At 52.9% G+C, this 17,202-nt stretch carries 14 protein-coding genes and 1 tRNA gene; 5 read left to right on the top strand and 10 right to left on the bottom strand.

Features of this window, described 5'->3' with window-relative positions; all coding sequences use genetic code 11:
• The first annotated feature begins 162 nt into the window (after positions 1-162).
• Positions 163-237 (top strand) — tRNA-Pro (locus MK110_08645).
• Positions 238-437: 200 nt separating this feature from the next.
• On the top strand, positions 438-632 hold the full coding sequence (locus MK110_08640; GenBank protein MCH2211356.1) for a hypothetical protein: 195 nt from the start codon (positions 438-440) through the stop codon (positions 630-632).
• Between the two features lie 46 nt (positions 633-678).
• Here the strand turns inward: MK110_08640 and MK110_08635 are convergent, their stop codons facing one another.
• The 10 genes from MK110_08635 to MK110_08590 all read right to left on the bottom strand — a co-directional run bounded on the left by MK110_08635 (position 679) and on the right by MK110_08590 (position 11,426).
• Positions 679-2,070 carry an NAD(P)(+) transhydrogenase (Re/Si-specific) subunit beta gene (locus tag MK110_08635; protein ID MCH2211355.1) on the bottom strand — a complete coding sequence of 464 codons (1,392 nt, stop codon included), beginning with the start codon at positions 2,068-2,070 and terminating at the stop codon, positions 679-681.
• A 166-nt stretch (positions 2,071-2,236) separates the two neighbouring features.
• The gene (locus MK110_08630; GenBank protein MCH2211354.1) at positions 2,237-2,605 is read right to left on the bottom strand and encodes an NAD(P) transhydrogenase subunit alpha; all 369 of its coding nucleotides are present in this window, start codon (positions 2,603-2,605) and stop codon (positions 2,237-2,239) included.
• Between the two features lie 22 nt (positions 2,606-2,627).
• Positions 2,628-3,875: a Re/Si-specific NAD(P)(+) transhydrogenase subunit alpha gene (locus MK110_08625; GenBank protein ID MCH2211353.1), complete on the bottom strand. Its 1,248-nt coding sequence runs from the start codon at positions 3,873-3,875 to the stop codon at positions 2,628-2,630.
• Between the two features lie 277 nt (positions 3,876-4,152).
• Positions 4,153-4,899: a response regulator transcription factor gene (locus MK110_08620; protein ID MCH2211352.1), complete on the bottom strand. Its 747-nt coding sequence runs from the start codon at positions 4,897-4,899 to the stop codon at positions 4,153-4,155.
• Positions 4,871-5,548 (bottom strand): phosphate signaling complex protein PhoU, encoded by a 678-nt coding sequence (gene phoU / locus MK110_08615; protein ID MCH2211351.1) that lies wholly within the window; start codon positions 5,546-5,548, stop codon positions 4,871-4,873. The genes MK110_08620 and phoU overlap by 29 nt, the downstream gene beginning before the upstream one ends.
• 2 nt (positions 5,549-5,550) lie before the next feature.
• Positions 5,551-6,468 carry a phosphate ABC transporter ATP-binding protein PstB gene (gene pstB / locus MK110_08610; GenBank protein MCH2211350.1) on the bottom strand — a complete coding sequence of 306 codons (918 nt, stop codon included), beginning with the start codon at positions 6,466-6,468 and terminating at the stop codon, positions 5,551-5,553.
• 40 nt (positions 6,469-6,508) lie between these two features.
• Positions 6,509-7,384 (bottom strand): phosphate ABC transporter permease PstA, encoded by an 876-nt coding sequence (pstA, locus tag MK110_08605; protein ID MCH2211349.1) that lies wholly within the window; start codon positions 7,382-7,384, stop codon positions 6,509-6,511.
• The gene (gene pstC, locus MK110_08600) at positions 7,381-8,325 is read right to left on the bottom strand and encodes a phosphate ABC transporter permease subunit PstC (protein ID MCH2211348.1); all 945 of its coding nucleotides are present in this window, start codon (positions 8,323-8,325) and stop codon (positions 7,381-7,383) included. The genes pstA and pstC overlap by 4 nt, the downstream gene beginning before the upstream one ends.
• Before the next feature lie 21 nt (positions 8,326-8,346).
• Positions 8,347-9,264 (bottom strand): PstS family phosphate ABC transporter substrate-binding protein, encoded by a 918-nt coding sequence (locus tag MK110_08595; protein ID MCH2211347.1) that lies wholly within the window; start codon positions 9,262-9,264, stop codon positions 8,347-8,349.
• A gap of 383 nt (positions 9,265-9,647) precedes the next feature.
• Positions 9,648-11,426, bottom strand: a complete 1,779-nt coding sequence (locus tag MK110_08590) for an ATP-binding protein (protein ID MCH2211346.1) — start codon at positions 11,424-11,426, stop codon at positions 9,648-9,650.
• A gap of 235 nt (positions 11,427-11,661) precedes the next feature.
• Here MK110_08590 and MK110_08585 point away from each other — a divergent pair, with 235 nt between their 5' ends.
• Genes MK110_08585 through MK110_08575 form a run of 3 tightly spaced genes read left to right on the top strand, consistent with a single transcriptional unit; the run spans position 11,662 to position 16,952 of the window.
• The gene (locus tag MK110_08585; GenBank protein ID MCH2211345.1) at positions 11,662-14,346 is read left to right on the top strand and encodes a PSD1 and planctomycete cytochrome C domain-containing protein; all 2,685 of its coding nucleotides are present in this window, start codon (positions 11,662-11,664) and stop codon (positions 14,344-14,346) included.
• Positions 14,347-14,396: 50 nt separating this feature from the next.
• Entirely contained in the window at positions 14,397-15,863 is a 1,467-nt protein-coding gene (locus MK110_08580) for a DUF1501 domain-containing protein (protein MCH2211344.1), read from the top strand.
• Between the two features lie 15 nt (positions 15,864-15,878).
• Positions 15,879-16,952 (top strand): alpha/beta hydrolase-fold protein, encoded by a 1,074-nt coding sequence (locus MK110_08575; protein ID MCH2211343.1) that lies wholly within the window; start codon positions 15,879-15,881, stop codon positions 16,950-16,952.
• The last annotated feature ends 250 nt before the right edge of the window (positions 16,953-17,202 follow it).

Genomic DNA, 17,202 nt, shown 5'->3' with positions numbered 1-17,202 from the left:
TTTCGCCTGTTCCTGGCTTCTGAATGCGACAGAATTGTGTTCTGTGGGTTTTCCTGTGATGCAGATCTGGAATCATAGAATCTGCCCCGTTAAACTGCCTGCCTTAAATCCCTCACAGAAAGACACCGAAGATCTCCTCATCAATCGGTGTCAAAAAAACAGCGGGGCGTAGCTCAGCCTGGCTAGAGCGCTGCGTTTGGGACGCAGAAGTCGCATGTTCGAATCATGTCGCCCCGACTAACGAAAACGCTGGTCATTCGTGATCAGCGTTTTTTGTTGCGCCGTGATCACCATCATTGGCGAGTTATTCGTGTGATTGTGGCGACAAAACTACCACTCATCCAGCCCTGGTCATCCGACAACTGTTGCAGGCGATGCCCTCGTCTTTGAGGTCATCACCTGGTCGATGCAAACAGACCGGCAGGGTCATCTGAGAGGTGTCGAGTCGGGAGCTGGCAGGCACTGCTGCCACTGAAACGACTCAACGTTGCTGTCAGCAGCGATTTGTGCAGAACGATCGATACGGACGGTTCTGGCGAGTCACGACTCCACTCGTCGCTCATACCGTGGCAGAAGCGCCCAAGGAAATCCGGCTTGCTGCAGTGGCAATCTTCCGCCGGATGCAGGAATGACGGTGCTGTACCGATGCTGAAAACCAGGTGACGTTTCACTGTTGGTTCAGCCTTCCTGCAGCGCCTTACTAATCTCAACGATGGCGGCTTTCCCGTCACCAAACAACATCAGCGAATTCTCCGCCCCAAACAGCGGATTGGCAATACCTGCAAATCCGGCGCTCAGGCTGCGTTTGATGACAATCACCGTACGGGCCTTATCGACATCGATGATCGGCATTCCCGCAATGGGGCTGTCCGGGTCAGTGCGGGCCAGAGGATTTACCACGTCATTAGCACCCAGCACAATCGCTACGTCAATCTGATCCATTGTGGAATTCACATCATCCATTTCCTGGAGGCGTTCGTAGGCAATATCCGCCTCTGCCAGCAAAACATTCATGTGGCCCGGCATCCTCCCGGCGACGGGATGAATTCCAAACTGTACATCAACATCACGGGCCAGGAGCAGATTGGTGAGATCGCGTACCGCATGCTGTGCCTGAGCGACTGCCATGCCGTAGCCTGGAATAATTAACACCTTTTGAGCGATCTCCAGCATCATTGCAACCTCATCTGCCGATGTGGACCTTACGGTCGCATAGGCTTCTTCGTCAGAGACCGAACTGCTTCCACCCTGCATCGTGCCAAACAGCACAGCCCACAACGAACGGTTCATCGCGTCACACATAATCCGGGTCAGAATAAGTCCCGACGCCCCCACAAGTGCTCCTGCAATGATCAGCAGATTGTTATTCAGTACAAACCCGGTGGCCGAAGCTGCCAGACCGGAATACGAATTCAACAGGGCGATCACCACCGGCATGTCCGCACCGCCAATCGAGATCACAAGCAGAACGCCAAGGCCCAGGGCAATGAATGACATGAGCCAGAACCACAGTTGTGCGGACGCAGGCTGGGTGACCAGTAAATAACCCAGGGACAGTAAAACGACAGTCACTCCCAGATTGATGAACTGCTGACCGGTGAATGAAACATCCTTGACGAATCGCAACTCCTGCAACTTGCCAAATGCCACCAGACTTCCCGAAAGGGTGATGGAACCGATCAGGCCTGATACCGCAGTCGCCGTAAGAACACTGACATCGGTAACAGTTGAAGAAATACCCGCCAGGTAGCCTCCTGCAACCAGCACAGAAGCGGCACCTCCCAGACCGTTGAAAAGCGCAACCAACTGTGGCATCGCCGTCATGGCGATGCGCAGTGCCAGTACGACCCCAATCGCTGATCCAATTGCGATCCCGAACATCATGCCTGTCAGGCTGACAACATCCTGATGCAGCATCGTAGCGACGACCGCGATCAGCATTGCCAGCGCACCCAGCTGGTTGCCGCGCACGGCTGTTCGCGGTCGTGTCAGTCCCTTGAGGCCGACAATGAACAAAATGGCAGCCAGCAAATAACTCAGATCAATCAGATCGGCACGGTCAATACTCACGGGACGTTCGTTCCTAAGAGTTTCCAGTCAGATAAGAATGTCTTTGTTCTATGTTTTCCAGTGAATGTCAGATTGGTCAGATTCGTTTCCCGACTCAAACCGACCTGGAATCGAGAGGGACAAAAGACGTGCGACCTTCTCGATTTTCGGGCTTCGTCGTGATGGATCATTTTTTTTGTTTGAACATGGCCAGCATGCGATTGGTCACCAGGAAACCGCCCACCACATTTACGGTCGCCAGCACAACAGCAAGGAAGCCGAGTACGGATGACATCATGCTGTGATCGGATCCGGCAGCAAGGACTGCGCCAATGAGGGTGATTCCCGAAATCGCGTTCGAACCGGACATCAACGGCGTGTGCAACGTCGGCGGGATTTTAGTAATAATCTCAACACCAACGAAAACCGCCAGCACAAAGACCGTCAGCAGAAGTATCAGGGATGCGGGTTCTGCGCCGGAGGACTCAGCAGGGACGACATCCGCCAGTGAAACAAACGAGACAATCAGATAGTTCACCATCAATATTGTTCCCATCGAGTTCGAATTCCATGAAGCTTTAGTCCGGTGAGTTATCGCCTGCGGCTGCCGCTGAGCTCTCAGAAGAATTTTCTTCACCGTCGGTATCCGGTACCGGCAGATTGAGTGCCTCACAGATCCGGACGTTTTCAATCTGACCGTTTCTGGTGAGTAGTGTATCTCGGAGGATTTCGTCTGTGAGATCGATGTTGACCTGACCGTCACTGACCAGGCCCTGCAGGAACGTTAAAATATTCCGGCTGAGCATTTCACTGGCATGAACAGGAACATCAGACGGAATATTGACCGGACCGAGCACTTTGACTCCAGTGTGATCGATTGTTTCGCCCGACACCGTGACCTCACAGTTTCCGCCACGTTCCGCTGCAAGATCCACAATCACACTGCCTGGAGACATCGCCACAACCATATCCTCGGTTACCAGCACCGGCGCCTGTCGACCCGGAATAGCTGCTGTCGTAATCACAATATCACTGTCCGCAACAATCTTTTTCATTGCCTCCTGCTGACGACGGTAGAAGTCATCATCCATTTCCCTGGCATAACCACCTTTGGTTTCCGCATCACCAGTTGACACATCCAGCTCCACGAAGCGTCCACCAAGGCTTTCAACCTGTTCTTTGACAGCCGGTCGAATGTCATATCCCGACACGACGGCTCCAAGTCGTTTCGCTGTGGCAATTGCCTGCAGCCCGGCCACACCGGCACCGATTACCAGTACCCTGGCAGGCTTGAGCGTGCCGGCAGCCGTCATCAGCAGAGGGAACATACGAGGAGCGGCCGTCGCAGCCAGTAACACAGCCCGATAGCCGGCAATCGTCGCCATGGATGACAAAACGTCCATACTCTGCGCACGCGTGATTCGCGGCACCAGTTCCAGAGAAAATCCGGTCGCGCCACGATCTGCCAGCCCACGAACCGGTTCCGGAAAGGTGAGCGGATCGCAGCTGCCGATCACGATCTGCCCATTCCGAAACAGGTCAATGTCAGCCACTCCCGCATCTCCGGCCGCTCCTAAATACTGGACCTGTAACACAATATCGGCCTGCTGAAACACTTCATCACGGGTTTCGCAGACTGCAGCGTTCCTGCTCCGATATGCTTCATCACTGAATCCGGATTCCATTCCAGCCCCGGACTCAACAATAACATGCAGTCCAAGTTTATTCAGCTCTGAAACAGTGGCAGGGACGACTGCAACTCGTCGTTCATCCGGGTCGGGCTCACTCGGAATTCCAACCGTCAGACCGGACGTCTCCTGGGACATGCTGCACTCGCTTATTTTGTAACGTTCTTTACAGGTGAATCGCGCAGAACCTGACCAAAAACAACCCTGTGCAGAGAACTCCGACGCGGGAACCACACAGTGACTTCAATCTGCAGTGCAGAGATGAATGTGTGGTCTTATAGGAGAATCAGACATCATCCGAAAGGAAGCACAGATACACCGTCGCATTCACCAGCATTGAACAGGCAATTCGCTGACATATACAGCGAGTCAATCAGAGTCAGAACGTGTACACATCAACGATTCCCGACAGAGTTCAGCGTCCTGGATCACGAAATCGATAGCCAATGCCGCGAACCGTCTGAATCAGGTCGGCGGCGGTTCCAAGTTTCCTGCGAATCGCACGAATATGAACATCGATCGTTCGGTCAAGAACCAGTGTGTCTCCCAAACCTGCTTCCACAAGTTCGCTCCGCGTGAACGCTCGACCCGGCTGGCGGATCAACATTTCCAGTAAAGAGAATTCACTGCGAGTCAGTTCCAGGAACGCATCATTGACCATCACCGAGTGACGCTGTTTGTCGAGCACGACACCCTGACTGACAATCACATGATCATCAATGCTCCCCTTCACTTGACGACGTAAAAGCGCTTTAATTCGTTCCAGCAGCACTTTAATACTAAACGGTTTCGTCACGTAATCATCTGCACCGATGGCCAGACCAACGACGTGATCACTTTCCTCAGCTTTCGCAGTCAGCATTACAATCAGTACATCATGAAGCTTCCGATCGGTCCTCATTCTTCGGCAAACTTCCAGACCATCAACCACGGGAAGCATCAGATCCAGCACCACCACATCGGGAGGATCGTGCCGTGCCCGATTCAGACCATCCTGGCCGTCGTGGGCAACGGACACACTGTACCCGGCCTGTTCAAGGTTGTAGGACAGAACCTCGGACAGCGAACGGTCGTCTTCAATAATCAGAACGTTGCGTAGTGACATATCTTCATTGACACACAACTGTTGACCATCAGGAATGATCAACAGTGTCCAAGTCATGTTTATGACGGGCGATTTCTCCATCGACAAGATAGATCACGTCTTCGGCAATATTCGTAGCATGATCCGCTATGCGTTCGATATGTCGGGACGCAGAAAAGAGCGACAGCGCCGCTTCGATGAAATCCGGCTGAGTTCTCATCACGTCCTGCATTTCGAAAATGACTTCGCGATTCAGCGAGTCAACTTCATCGTCACTCAGACAGACTTCCCTCGCGATATCCACGTCCAGACGAACCAGAGCGTCCAGTGCCCGTTTCACCATGGTCACAGTCAGTTGCGCCATGCGATCGAGCGCCTCGGGAACACCAAATCCCGAATGCTGCGACAACAACTGGGCCCGTTCGGCAATATTGACTGCCAGGTCAGCCATCCGTTCCAGATCGTTGTTTATTTTCAGGATGGTGGCTGTCCGCCGAAGGTCTTTGGCAACCGGCTGATGCAGGGCCAGAATTTTCAGACAATCTTCTTCGATTCGGACCTCGTTCTCATCAACCAGTTGCTCCCGATCCATGATCTGCGAGACGAGCTCGGGACGAATCCCGCGAATCGCCCGGCTGGCCTTATTGATCATTTCTTCAACAAGCGACGACTGGGCCAGTACCTGTCGTTCCAGTGACTCAAGGTCACGTTGGAGGTGTAAGGCCATAACTATCCAAACCTGCCCGTAATGTAGTCTTCCGTCTGCTTTTCAGCAGGCGTCGTAAACAGCTGTTTTGTTGGTCCGTCTTCGATCATCCGTCCTTCATAGAAAAACGCAGTCCGGTCTGAGACGCGCGCTGCCTGCTGCATATTGTGAGTCACAATCACAATCGTGTACCGGTCACGAAGTTCAAAGATCAGGTTTTCAATTCGAGCTGTGGACGCAGGATCCAGAGCAGACGCTGGTTCGTCCATCAACAAAATCTCAGGATCAGTCGCCAGCGCGCGTGCAATGCACAGACGTTGCTGTTGTCCACCGGACAACTGCAAAGCCGAGTCACTCAGACGATCCTTCACTTCGTTCCACAGTGCCGAGCGTTTGAGGGAGTGTTCGACGATTTGATGAAGTTCACCCCGATTCCGAATGCCGGAAAGTCGAGGGCCGTACGCGACATTGTCAAAAATAGATTTGGGAAAGGGATTCGATTTCTGAAACACCATTCCCACACGTTTGCGCAGCTCCACCACGTCTGTACCGGGACCGTAAATATCCTGATCGTCCAGCCACACGTTTCCGGCAATGCGTACACCGTCAACCATGTCATTCATCCGGTTCAAACATCGCAGAAATGTCGACTTCCCGCATCCCGAAGGTCCGATCAATGCAGTGACCCTGTGTTGAGGCACGGAGAGACTGATGTTCTTCAGAGCCTGGACCTCGCCGTAAAACACGGACAAATCCCTGGTTCTGATTCGGGTAACCGTGTTTTCAGAAACATCATCCGTCTCCTGCCGGTCAGCAGCAGCGACTCGGGGAACCTTCAAATCATCTATCATCTGGTCGACAGCATCCATCGTTTGGTCACCAGCCGAAGGCACCGGTTTAACAGACGTGAAATCAGGAGTATCAAATATTTTAGCAGGCACGACAAAAGCTCACTGAATAGCAGGGTACTGCGATGGTCGGTTACCAGCGCATTCGTTTTCCGTATTTGTAGCGAACGACGACAGCAATCGTATTCATTGAGATCAGGACCAACAGCAGGACGATGATTGCGGCCCCGGCAATTTGATGAAATTCTGCCCGGGGCCTCGCCGCCCAGCTAAAGATCTGTATGGGCAACGACGTAAACTGATCCATGGGACTCGAAGGCACAAACGTTACCCAGGTCAGGGCACCGACAGCAACCAAAGGAGCCGCCTCGCCCACGGCCCGGGACAGCGCAAGAATGACCCCCGTCATGATACCAGGCAGTGATGCCGGCAGGACCTGACAATAGACAGTCTGCCATCGTGTGGCCCCCAGTGCATACGACGCGTGCCGGATAGAATCGGGTACGCCACGGAGCGCTTCCTGAGTAGCCAGGATGATAATAGGCAGCACAACCAGCGATAGTGTGAGCGCGCCGGAAATAATACTGCGTCCAAGCGAGAATGCCTGGACAAACAGCCCCAGCCCCAGAATGCCGTAGACGATTGAAGGCACGCCCGCAAGATTCGATATATTGAGCTGAATCATCTTACGCCACAGATTGTTGGCAGCGTACTCTTCCAGATACACGGCTGCGCCAATACCCAGCGGCAGCGAAAACAATGCAGTGAACGCTGTGAGCCAGAGACTTCCCGCCAGCGCAGACTTGATTCCGGCTTTCTCGGGGTGCCGTGACAGAAAATTGTTCAGAAAATCCCAGTTCAGCCACGCAGCACCTTCAGAAATGACACTCCACAGCAACACCAGGAGCATCATCAGGCACAGTAGTGTGGCCATCAGGCAGCCGGCAGAAAACAGCAGAGAAATCATACGTTTTCCGCGTCGCCCTCGAACATTCGTCGCTGAACTCATTCGTACTTCTCCCTCACTTGTGAGAGGAACCACTGCGCCAGCAGATTAATCATCAGCGTGACAATGAACAGAGTCAGTCCAACCGCAAAGATGGTCCGATGTTCAAGTGTACCCGCCGGAGTATCGCCCTGACTGATCTGAATGATGTACGCGGTCATCGTCTGAATGCTTTCCAGAGGATTCAGCGTTGCTTTCGGAGTCGCACCAGCTGCCAGTGTGACGGCCATCGTTTCGCCAACGGCTCGCGAAATTGCCAGAAGAAACGACGCAACAATTCCAGACATCGCGGCAGGAACGACAACCTGAGTAGTCACGTCGTATTTTGTTGCCCCCAGTGCGTAGGCCCCCTGTCGCAGGGAGCGAGGAACAGCTCGTAAAGCATCCTCGCTGAGCGAAATAATCATCGGCAGCGTCATGATGCCAACAACAATGCAGGCGCTGGCAGCATTGAAAGGTCCCGCCGACGGAAACACAGTACGGATCATTGGAGATATGGTCACCACGGCAAAGTAACCATAGACAACTGATGGAATACCGGCCAACACCTCCACCACAGGTTTGATCACTTCGCGCAACCGAGGTGGAGCATATTCACTGAGGTAGATTGCTGTACCTAAACCGACTGGAATTGAGACAATCGCCGATCCAACCGCAACCAGCATCGTTCCGCACAACAGAGGCAGAACACCAAAGTGCTGGGGTTTGAGCAGCGGCGTCCATCTCGTGCCGGTCAGGAATTCGACGATCGACACGTCAAAAAAGAACTGGACTGACTCGAACAGCAAAACGACCACAATGCAGACTGTGGTCACAACCGAAATTCCGGCACACACAAACAGAAATGCCTGAATCAGCTTTTCAAACGTTTTCCTACGTCCATGCACACCGGTCGCCTGGTGCTGAGGCAACACTGGTTTCGCGAACGTAGATGCTGAACTCACCGATTTCAGTCCTTGCTGTCGTTAAGTACCTTCAAATACTGCGTCGTTTTTCTGTGCAGCCTCGTCCGAAACCGGAACATAACCGACTTCACGGGACAGTTCACCCGTGTTGTCCAGATAGAATCGGACGAACTCTTTCACTTCCGGTTTTGCCATCGATGACTCACGAACATAGACATACAGCGGACGCGAAAGTGGCGCGTAAGTTCCGTCACGAACGGTCTCTTCAGACGGCCGAACTGGTCCGTTGCCGTTGTCAACGCCCAGAAGTTTCAGCTTTTCCTTGTTAGCGTCGTAGTAGGCATAGCCAAAGTACCCCAAAGCATACTTGTCGTCCTGTACACCGGTGACAAGTACGTTGTCATCTTCGCTGGCTGTGTAGTCGGCTCGACTGGCTCCTTCTTCACCAACAATCGCTTTGGTAAAGGAATCAAACGTCCCGGAATCGGTTCCAGGGCCATAAAGAGTGATTTCTTCGTCCGGCCATTCCGGATTCAGATCTTTCCAGGTCTGTACAGCACTTTCAGGACGCCAGAGCTCTTTGAGCTGATCCACCGTCATCTCATCACACCAGGTGTTATTCGGATTCAGCACAACTGCCAGACCATCGAAGGCGACTTCAAGCTGCAAATACCCAATACCGTTTTCCTGGCAATCCTGGGCTTCGCTGTCCTTCATGGCACGCGAAGCTCCACAAATGTCAATGCTGCCTGCGATGAACTTCTTCATTCCACCACCGGTGCCCGAAACTCCCACGTTGACTCTGACATCCGGTTTTACAGCAAGGTACTCCTCCGCCACTGCCTCAGTGACCAGATAGACAGTACTGGAGCCGTCTATAATGATGCTTTGCGGATTATTACTGCCAGAACAGCCCACCAGCGCAAACACTGTAACCGACAGCATTGCAAACAGTTGAAATCTCGTTCGATTTGTCATTTTACCTCAGTGTAAATCGTTGGTTTTGCCAGTTTCCCGGAATTCTCATCCCTTAATTTCGCGGGATCCTAGGGGCCTTTTGTTAACGAATTATTAAGACACCGTGAAGAAGGAACGACCGATTTTCCATAAGGAATCAAAACAGTTTTTTTTGCCGAAAACGAACAGTTTTTTCATAGTTCCAAATCCAGGAATTCCACCTTTAAGAAGGTCGGCTCCAATGCAGAGTCCCTGGCTGAATTCGGCGCCGGCAGCCGCAACCAGTCTTATACAAGTGGCCGAAAAGAACAGGCCGGAGAGTCGGAAGCGTCAACTCCCGTTTAAGAACAAAACCGGGAATTCATATCTATCACTTGCCAGGAGATTTTCACCTGTCGATCGCCTTAGTCTTCTGCAATGGGCAGGCGAACAGTAAACACGGTACCGGTTCCAACCTGACTGCGAACATCAACACTACCACCAAACGACTGGGCCAGATGTTTGACAATTGAGAGTCCGAGACCTGTACCGCCCAGGGCACGAGAGCGAGCTTTGTCAACTCGAAAGAATCGCTCGAACACCCGAGGCAGGAATTCCGGAGCGATCCCCTGACCTGTATCACTCACCTGAATCACCGCCGTGGCGTTTTCGACGTGCCACAGGACATTTACCGTTGAGGAGATGGGCGAATACTTGATGGCATTGTCGATCAGGTTATTCAGGATCTGGCGCAGCCCCTCTTCGTCGGCTTTGACCTCCAAATCAGTGGGTGAACCGTCCGCAACCAGGTTGATTTTTTTCGATACAGCGACCGCTTCGTTAGCCGCAATACATGTCTTCGCGGTCTGGCACAGCATCACAGCACCAATATCAAATGCCCGCTGGCCGGACTCAATGCGGGCAATACTCAGAAGATCCAGAATCAATTCATGCAGTCTTTCGGCCTGTTCGTCAATTTGCGCAACGAATCTTCTGTTGTTTTGAGTGTCGTTCAACGCCCCATTCCGCAGGGTTTCTGCATATGCCTTAATGGAACTGAGCGGAGTCTTGAGTTCATGCGAGACGTTGGCCACGAATTCCTGACGCAAAGACTCCAGACGCCGTAGTTCCGTGACGTCGTGCAACACAAGTATCCAGCGGGTCGCGTGTTCAGACGAAAGCACTGCTGCGTTCATACCGACGACACGATTCCGGTCGTCGTCGAGTTCGATTTCCACATATTGCGTCTGTTGGTCGGCAGGAAGTGTCAGTACTTCATGAATGGCGCGATTGCGAGCGACTTCGAGCAGAGGACGCCCTGTGGCCTCAACTGGATCGAAACCCAGCAGTCGTCCTGCAGCGGCATTGGCCAACACAACTTTCTCCTGTCCATCCAGCGCAATGACGCCTTCAAACATGCCTTCCAGAACAGTCACCAGCCTGCGACTGCTCTCTCGCAGTTGTGTTTCCCGAATGTTGAGTTGTTTTGCCATTCGATTGAAAGATTTCGCCAGCCCGTCCAGTTCATCACGGTTGTTCAGAAATAAGTTCTGACGGTACTCCCCAGTTGCAATTCTTTCAGCGGCGGTGGTGAGCAACTGGACCGGCCGGACAACCCGGGCTGCAAGAAACCATGTCAGTACGGCAACGGCAAGACTTACGAAAATCGCGACCAGCCAAATCAGCCCCTGAACGGCCGCCACTTCGTCGAGCACCGTTGTCATCGGCAAAGCAGTACGAACCAGACCGACGGGTTCAGCCAGTGAACCGATACGCAGCGCAACATAGAGCATCGGCTGACCAAGTGTTGGACTGACCCGCTGCGAACTTCCGCGTCCAATTTTGGCAGCCTGCACAAGCTCCAGCCGGTCCTTATGGTTCTCCATCTGAACAACATCAGAAACAGTCCTCTGATTGGAATCAGCGAGAACGCTTCCATCCATAGCGACCAGTGTAATGCGCGTGTTGATCACCTGGCCAAGATCGCGAATGTGGTTCTGCAGACATTCCGTTGGTCCCTCGTCCAGCCCGCCGGCAACATCAATTCGCACCAGCGCCGCAGAATCATGCAGACGCTGTTTGATCTGTTCGACAATCTGATCCGTCTGCCACCCGGAGACAATCACCACAATTGTGATGGTTGCCAGAAGGTTCAGGATGGTGTACGAGGCGAAGAGTTTCCAGAAAAGGCGTGATGACCACATACTGCGTTCTTGTAGTCAAATCCGGCAGAATGGCAATCACACCTGTGCGGAAACAGTCGGAAGAGAGAGTCTGTGTAACTACTGACTCGGCATGTTTTCGCCTGCGTGCAGACTGTACTTCATCCGAAGCAGGTTCCAGTTCCGCGTTGAGACATTACATTTGGTACGATACGATTAAACAGTGGTCAATTGTGGCGTAGCGCGATTCTGAATCATTGGACAGGAAAAATCGCCTGTGCGTCATGTGTGCCGGACTTCTGTCCGATTCGGTCTCCAGGCCGCTGCCAATCAACTCTATCTTTCGGTTAATCTGATGTTCCCGTCGTGGCGCTCAAATCTGAGATTGCTGACTTTCGGTATCACACTGGTCGTTGCTGATCCGGCAAGGCCGGACCAGCCATCGGAAGAACTCACATTTGAAGAACATGTCCGACCCATTTTCAAAGCTCACTGCTTTCAGTGTCACGGAGAAGAGCCTGAGCTGAGTGGTGACCTTGACGTCCGACTTGTCAGGTTAATGAGGGCCGGGGGAGAATCCGGACCGGTTATCGTCCCCGGCCAGCCAAACGACAGCCTGCTGTGGCAATACATCGACAGCGATGAAATGCCGCAGGGATCCAAGAAGCTCACTACCGCGCAAAAAGACAGCATCCGGCGCTGGCTGGAACAGGGTGCAAAGACGGCGCGTCCGGAACCGGAAAATGTCGAGGACGCCCGGTTTACTAATGAAGAACTTTCACACTGGGCATGGCAACCGATAACGGAACGTCCGGTTCCGAATGCAGACAACTTTGACATCAGAACACCGATTGATGCGTTCGTCGCAAAACGTCTGGCTGAACATCAACTGAATTTTTCTCCGCAGGCCGACAAACACACACTGATTCGACGAGTCAGCTTCAGTCTTTTAGGGTTACCTCCAACTCCAACGGATGTCGAGGAATTCCTTGCAGATGAATCGTCCGATTCCTGGGAGGTACTGGTCGGAAAGCTGCTGGATTCTCCGCAATTCGGTGTCCGGTGGGGAAGACACTGGCTGGATGTCGCCGGCTATTCTGAGACCAATGGAGATCCAAACAAAGATACTCAGCGTCCCCACGCCTGGCGCTACCGGGATTACGTCATTGATTCATTTAATTCCAACAAGCCCATCGATCAGTTTTATGTTGAACAGCTGGCAGGAGATGAGCTGATCGACGGTGACATCGACATCCATAATCCGCGTCATCTTGAACTGTTGACAGCGACCGGCTTCCTGCGGATGGCCCCGGATACCACTCAGAGCAGCAACGGTATCGCCAATCGGAATATGGCCGTGGCTGAGTCACTTAAAGTTGTGAGTTCGTCCATGCTGGGACTCACCGTCGGCTGTGCTCAGTGCCACGATCACAAATATGACCCGATCGGTACAGACGACTACTATCGATTCCGGGCGGTGTTTGATCCGGTCTTTCCACTGAACAACTGGCAACAGCCAAGCGGGCGACTCGTTGACTTCACAACGGACGAAACACGAGCGGAATGGGAACGTATCGAAGCAGAATGCAAATCCCTGCAAGAGGAACTGAACAAACGCAAAAAAACTCATGCAACCACGATTTTCGAACAAAAAATTGCGGACGTTCCGGAGGCCGACCGAATGGCCACTCTCAACGCAGTTGAAACAACCCCGGGTCAGCGAACTCCGGAGCAGAACAAGCTGCTCGATTTATATCCAATGGTCAAAACAATCGATTTTATCGCCGGCTATCTTGTGGAGTACGATATTGCGTTCCACCGAGAGTGTCAAAAAGAAGCCGCAAAGATCTCTGAACTCAGGGCGACCAAGCCACCCGGTCAGTTGGTAATGGCAACTCAAGAGCAGCCAAACGTCGTACCGGTGAGCACAATATTTCATCGCGGCAATCCACAGAGTCCCGGCGAGGAAGTCACGCCTGCCGAAGTGATGGTGCTCCATCGTGGTCGTGATGTACAACTCCCGGTGAATGATGAACAGCATTCTGGCACCGGTCGGCGACTGGCGTGGGCCAGGCAACTGACAGATGGAACTCATCCTCTGGCTGCTCGTGTTTTTGTGAATCGCGTGTGGATGCATCATTTTGGACGTGGTCTGGTGGCAACCCCCGGGGATTTTGGCATCTCAGGAGAACGTCCAACTCATCCTGAACTTCTGGACTGGCTCGCCAATGATTTCGTCCGTAACGGATGGGATCACAAACGACTTCACCGCATGATCCTGCTGTCTCGAACCTGGCAGCAACTGTCCACTCGATCTGCACATCAGGATCAGCTTGATCCTGAAAACTCGCTGCTGGGCCGAATGAGCCTTCGACGTCTTGAAGCTGAGGAAATTCGAGATGCCGTGCTGTCCATTGTTGAACGACTGGATCAGCAACTGGGTGGCCCAAGTCTTCCCGTAACGGAAGACCGTGAAGGCAAAGTGGTGATTGGACAACCGCAGAAACAAGATGGCATTAAGGCAGGCGAGGATCTGGCTCGCCGCAGTGTTTACGTCCAGGTTCATCGCAAATTGCCACTGAACGTACTGGTGACTTTTGACCAGCCGGAAATGACTCCCAACTGTGATCTCCGTCGAGCAACCACGGTGGCAACCCAGTCTCTGTATTTCCTGAACGATGCGGAGCTGATCAGCCGATCCGAAGATCTGGCCAGACTGCTGGTGGACCGGCACAAAGACGATCAGTCGCGACTGGCCGAATTATTCGTACGATTGTTCGTGAAACCGCCAACTGACACAGAACTGGATTATTGCGCGAATTTTCTGTCAAACCAGACCCGACAGTTTGAAATACTGCCATCCGGTAAGGACCAGGCAGAACCACCGAATCCGGAGTTGAGATCTCTGGCGACGTTGTGCCAGACCTTGTTCGGCTCAAATCGGTTCTTATATGTAGATTAATGAGGAATCGGAAAACTAATTGTCTCGATTTGAATTCGGGAATCAGACCAATGACCGAGAACAGAATTTGCTCGCGACGACATTTATTGCACACTTCTGCGTTTGGATTGAGTTCTGTGGCTTCAGCAATGTTGCTCAAGCAGGACGGACTTTTCGCATCCGAGTCTGCTGAACCAATCAAACCGGAACTCGAACAGAAAACTTACGACCTGTTGCCAAAGCAGCCTGAGCACTCGGCACCCGCACAGGCCATGATTTCTATTTTTATGCTGGGCGGTCCGAGCCAGATCGACCTGTTTGACCCTAAGCCGGAACTGGTCAAACATCACGGAACAACATTTCCTGGAGATGTAAAATTTGACAACCCGGCACAGGCCAGTCGTGAGATCATGAAGCCGATCTGGAGATTTCGGCCCCATGGCGAATGCGGTATGGAAATCTCAGAGTTGTTGCCTCATCTGGGCGAGATCGCCGACGATATTACACTAATGCGTTCGATGCATACCGGAGTCAACAACCATGTGCCGTCGAATTACGCGATGAACACAGGCGACGACAAGTCGGGTCGCGCGGTTTTGGGCAGCTGGCTGCTGCATGAACTCGGCAGTGAGACTCAGGACTTGCCCGCTTTTGTCGCACTGACTGACAGACGTGGCATGCCATTGATGGGGACTGAGCACTGGACGAACGGCAAACTGCCCTCCATCTACCAGGGAACGCTTGTTCGTCCGACGGAACCAAGAATATTCAATCTTCAGGGCCCCCCGCATCTGCGAGGAACCGTTCAGCAAAATCAACTGGCCCTGCTGGATCAGTTCAACCGGCAGCATCTGATGACTCATCCCGGTGAGAATGACCTGCAAGCTCGAATATCCAGCTATCAACTGGCGGCTCGGATGCAACTGGCTGCGCAGGACGCCTTTGATTTGTCTCAGGAATCCAAGGCAACTCAAAGCATGTATGGAATAGACGAGGAACTCACTTCTGACTACGGCACTCGATGCCTGATTGCAAGACGCCTCGTCGAGCGAGGGGTACGTTTCATACAGCTGTTTTGCAGGGGCCAGCACTGGGACCATCACGGCTCAATTCTCACAGAGCTTCCGGCCCGCTGTGGCGAAGTCGATAAACCGGCAGCAGCGCTCGTACGCGACCTGAAACAACGAGGTCTGCTGGATAGCACCATTGTCCACTGGGGTGGTGAAATGGGACGTTTGCCGCTTATTCAGTTCCGGGACGGACTGAGCAAACGCAGCACTGTGGGGCGTGATCACAACACATACGGTTTTAGTCAGTGGGTCGCCGGCGGTGGTTTCAAACAGGGCCATATCCATGGCGCAACGGATGAATTCTCCCACTACGCTGTGGAAGGAATCGTTCATCATTACGACTGGCTGACAACTGTGCTCCACCAGTTTGGGCTCAAACACCAGGATCTCAGGTTCCGTGTCGGCCCCCGCGAGGTGCGGCTGGTGGAAAACGATGAAGCCAGAGTTGTCAGAGAAATTCTTGCCTGATTGAGGACATGTCCATTGGTAATCCTTCGAATTCCTCAGATCGACGGCAGCGTCCTGTCGTTCATCTCAAGAGTTGTGACCGTCTGTCTCATTTTTTCGTGCGTCACCTTTGCCAACGATTACTCTGAGAATCCAGGTACTGAGGGCAACGGGAATCTGATCGTCGGTCCTGATTATCAGATCGATCCTGATCTGGCAGACTGCGGAAATCCTAAAGGAAAGAGTTTTGAGTTTTTGATGCCGCTGGCCGAAAGCAATATCTTTCGCGGAGACGACACGACGCTGGACACCACGAAGCCCGTGCGGGTGGCGAGAAAGATTTTCGTCTATGTCCCTGCTGCGTATCAGGACGGTACGGAAGCACCCATTCTTGTGATGCATGACGGTCCGAACCGTCTCGATCTGGTACAGCATGCCCTGGACAATTTGACGATCTCGAAGAATCCAAAACGCAGACTGCCCGCATTCATTACGATTTCCGTGCAAAACGGAGGTGACGACAGCAAAGGCAGTCAACGCGGACTGGAATACGACACAATGTCCGATCGTTTTGCCAGATTCATCAATGACGAGGTACTGCCAGCCGTGCTGAACAACGCGGAAATCAGGGCCGTCTATCCGAAGATCGCATTTACTGATAATCCCTGGGGCCGGGCAGCCATGGGGTGCAGTTCCGGCGGAGCAGCCACGCTCACAATGGGCTGGTTCCGCCCCGATCTGTTTCGTCGTTTGATCACATACTCCGGAACATTCGTGGATCAGCAGGACGATGATGCCCCCGAAGAAGCCACATACCCTCTGGGAGCGTGGGAATATCATTCCGGAATGAAGCTCATTGAAACGAGTGAGAAAAAACCGCTTCGGATCTTTACACATGTTGCAGAACATGACCTTCGTGCAACCGATCCCGAAAACACTTATCACAACTGGGTGATGGCAAACCAGCGCACCGCGGACGCACTCAAAGCCAGAGGCTATGATTATCGCTACGTGTTCAGCCGCAACTCCCGCCACTGCGATCGCCGTGTTTTCGAACACACGCTGGCCGACACGCTTGTCTGGATGTGGCGAGGCTACCACACCGAATGACAACTCCGGCGTAACGCTGATTGTGTTCGTGTCTTCCTGACTCCCCGCGACACAGAAACAACTGACGCCGGTTCCAGTCACAGGACTCGTTAAGACATTCCCCGCAACCGAACCCGCGTTTCTCTCGAGTTGGTGGTGTGTCTGCACGCCGGCACACGGACCTGGCAGCAGCAACAGTAAGGCTCACCATACCATCGAACGGTTTAACCGGCTCAGCCTTTCCCTGTAATCATACTGCTGCTCATCGGGA

The organism is Fuerstiella sp., assembly GCA_022447225.1.
In the GTDB taxonomy this organism is placed as follows: domain Bacteria; phylum Planctomycetota; class Planctomycetia; order Planctomycetales; family Planctomycetaceae; genus S139-18.
This window is presented reverse-complemented; position numbering and strand designations above follow the sequence as displayed.

Bases quoted from the DNA above. Each gene is read 5' to 3' on its own strand.
- MK110_08630 (MCH2211354.1), bottom strand. From the start codon at position 2,605: ATGGGAACAATATTGATGGTGAACTATCTGATTGTCTCGTTTGTTTCA.
- MK110_08625 (MCH2211353.1), bottom strand. From the start codon at position 3,875: ATGTCCCAGGAGACGTCCGGTCTGACGGTTGGAATTCCGAGTGAGCCC.
- MK110_08620 (MCH2211352.1), bottom strand. From the start codon at position 4,899: ATGACTTGGACACTGTTGATCATTCCTGATGGTCAACAGTTGTGTGTC.
- phoU (MCH2211351.1), bottom strand. From the start codon at position 5,548: ATGGCCTTACACCTCCAACGTGACCTTGAGTCACTGGAACGACAGGTA.
- pstA (MCH2211349.1), bottom strand. From the start codon at position 7,384: ATGAGTTCAGCGACGAATGTTCGAGGGCGACGCGGAAAACGTATGATT.
- MK110_08595 (MCH2211347.1), bottom strand. From the start codon at position 9,264: ATGACAAATCGAACGAGATTTCAACTGTTTGCAATGCTGTCGGTTACA.
- MK110_08590 (MCH2211346.1), bottom strand. From the start codon at position 11,426: ATGTGGTCATCACGCCTTTTCTGGAAACTCTTCGCCTCGTACACCATC.
- MK110_08580 (MCH2211344.1), top strand. From the start codon at position 14,397: ATGACCGAGAACAGAATTTGCTCGCGACGACATTTATTGCACACTTCT.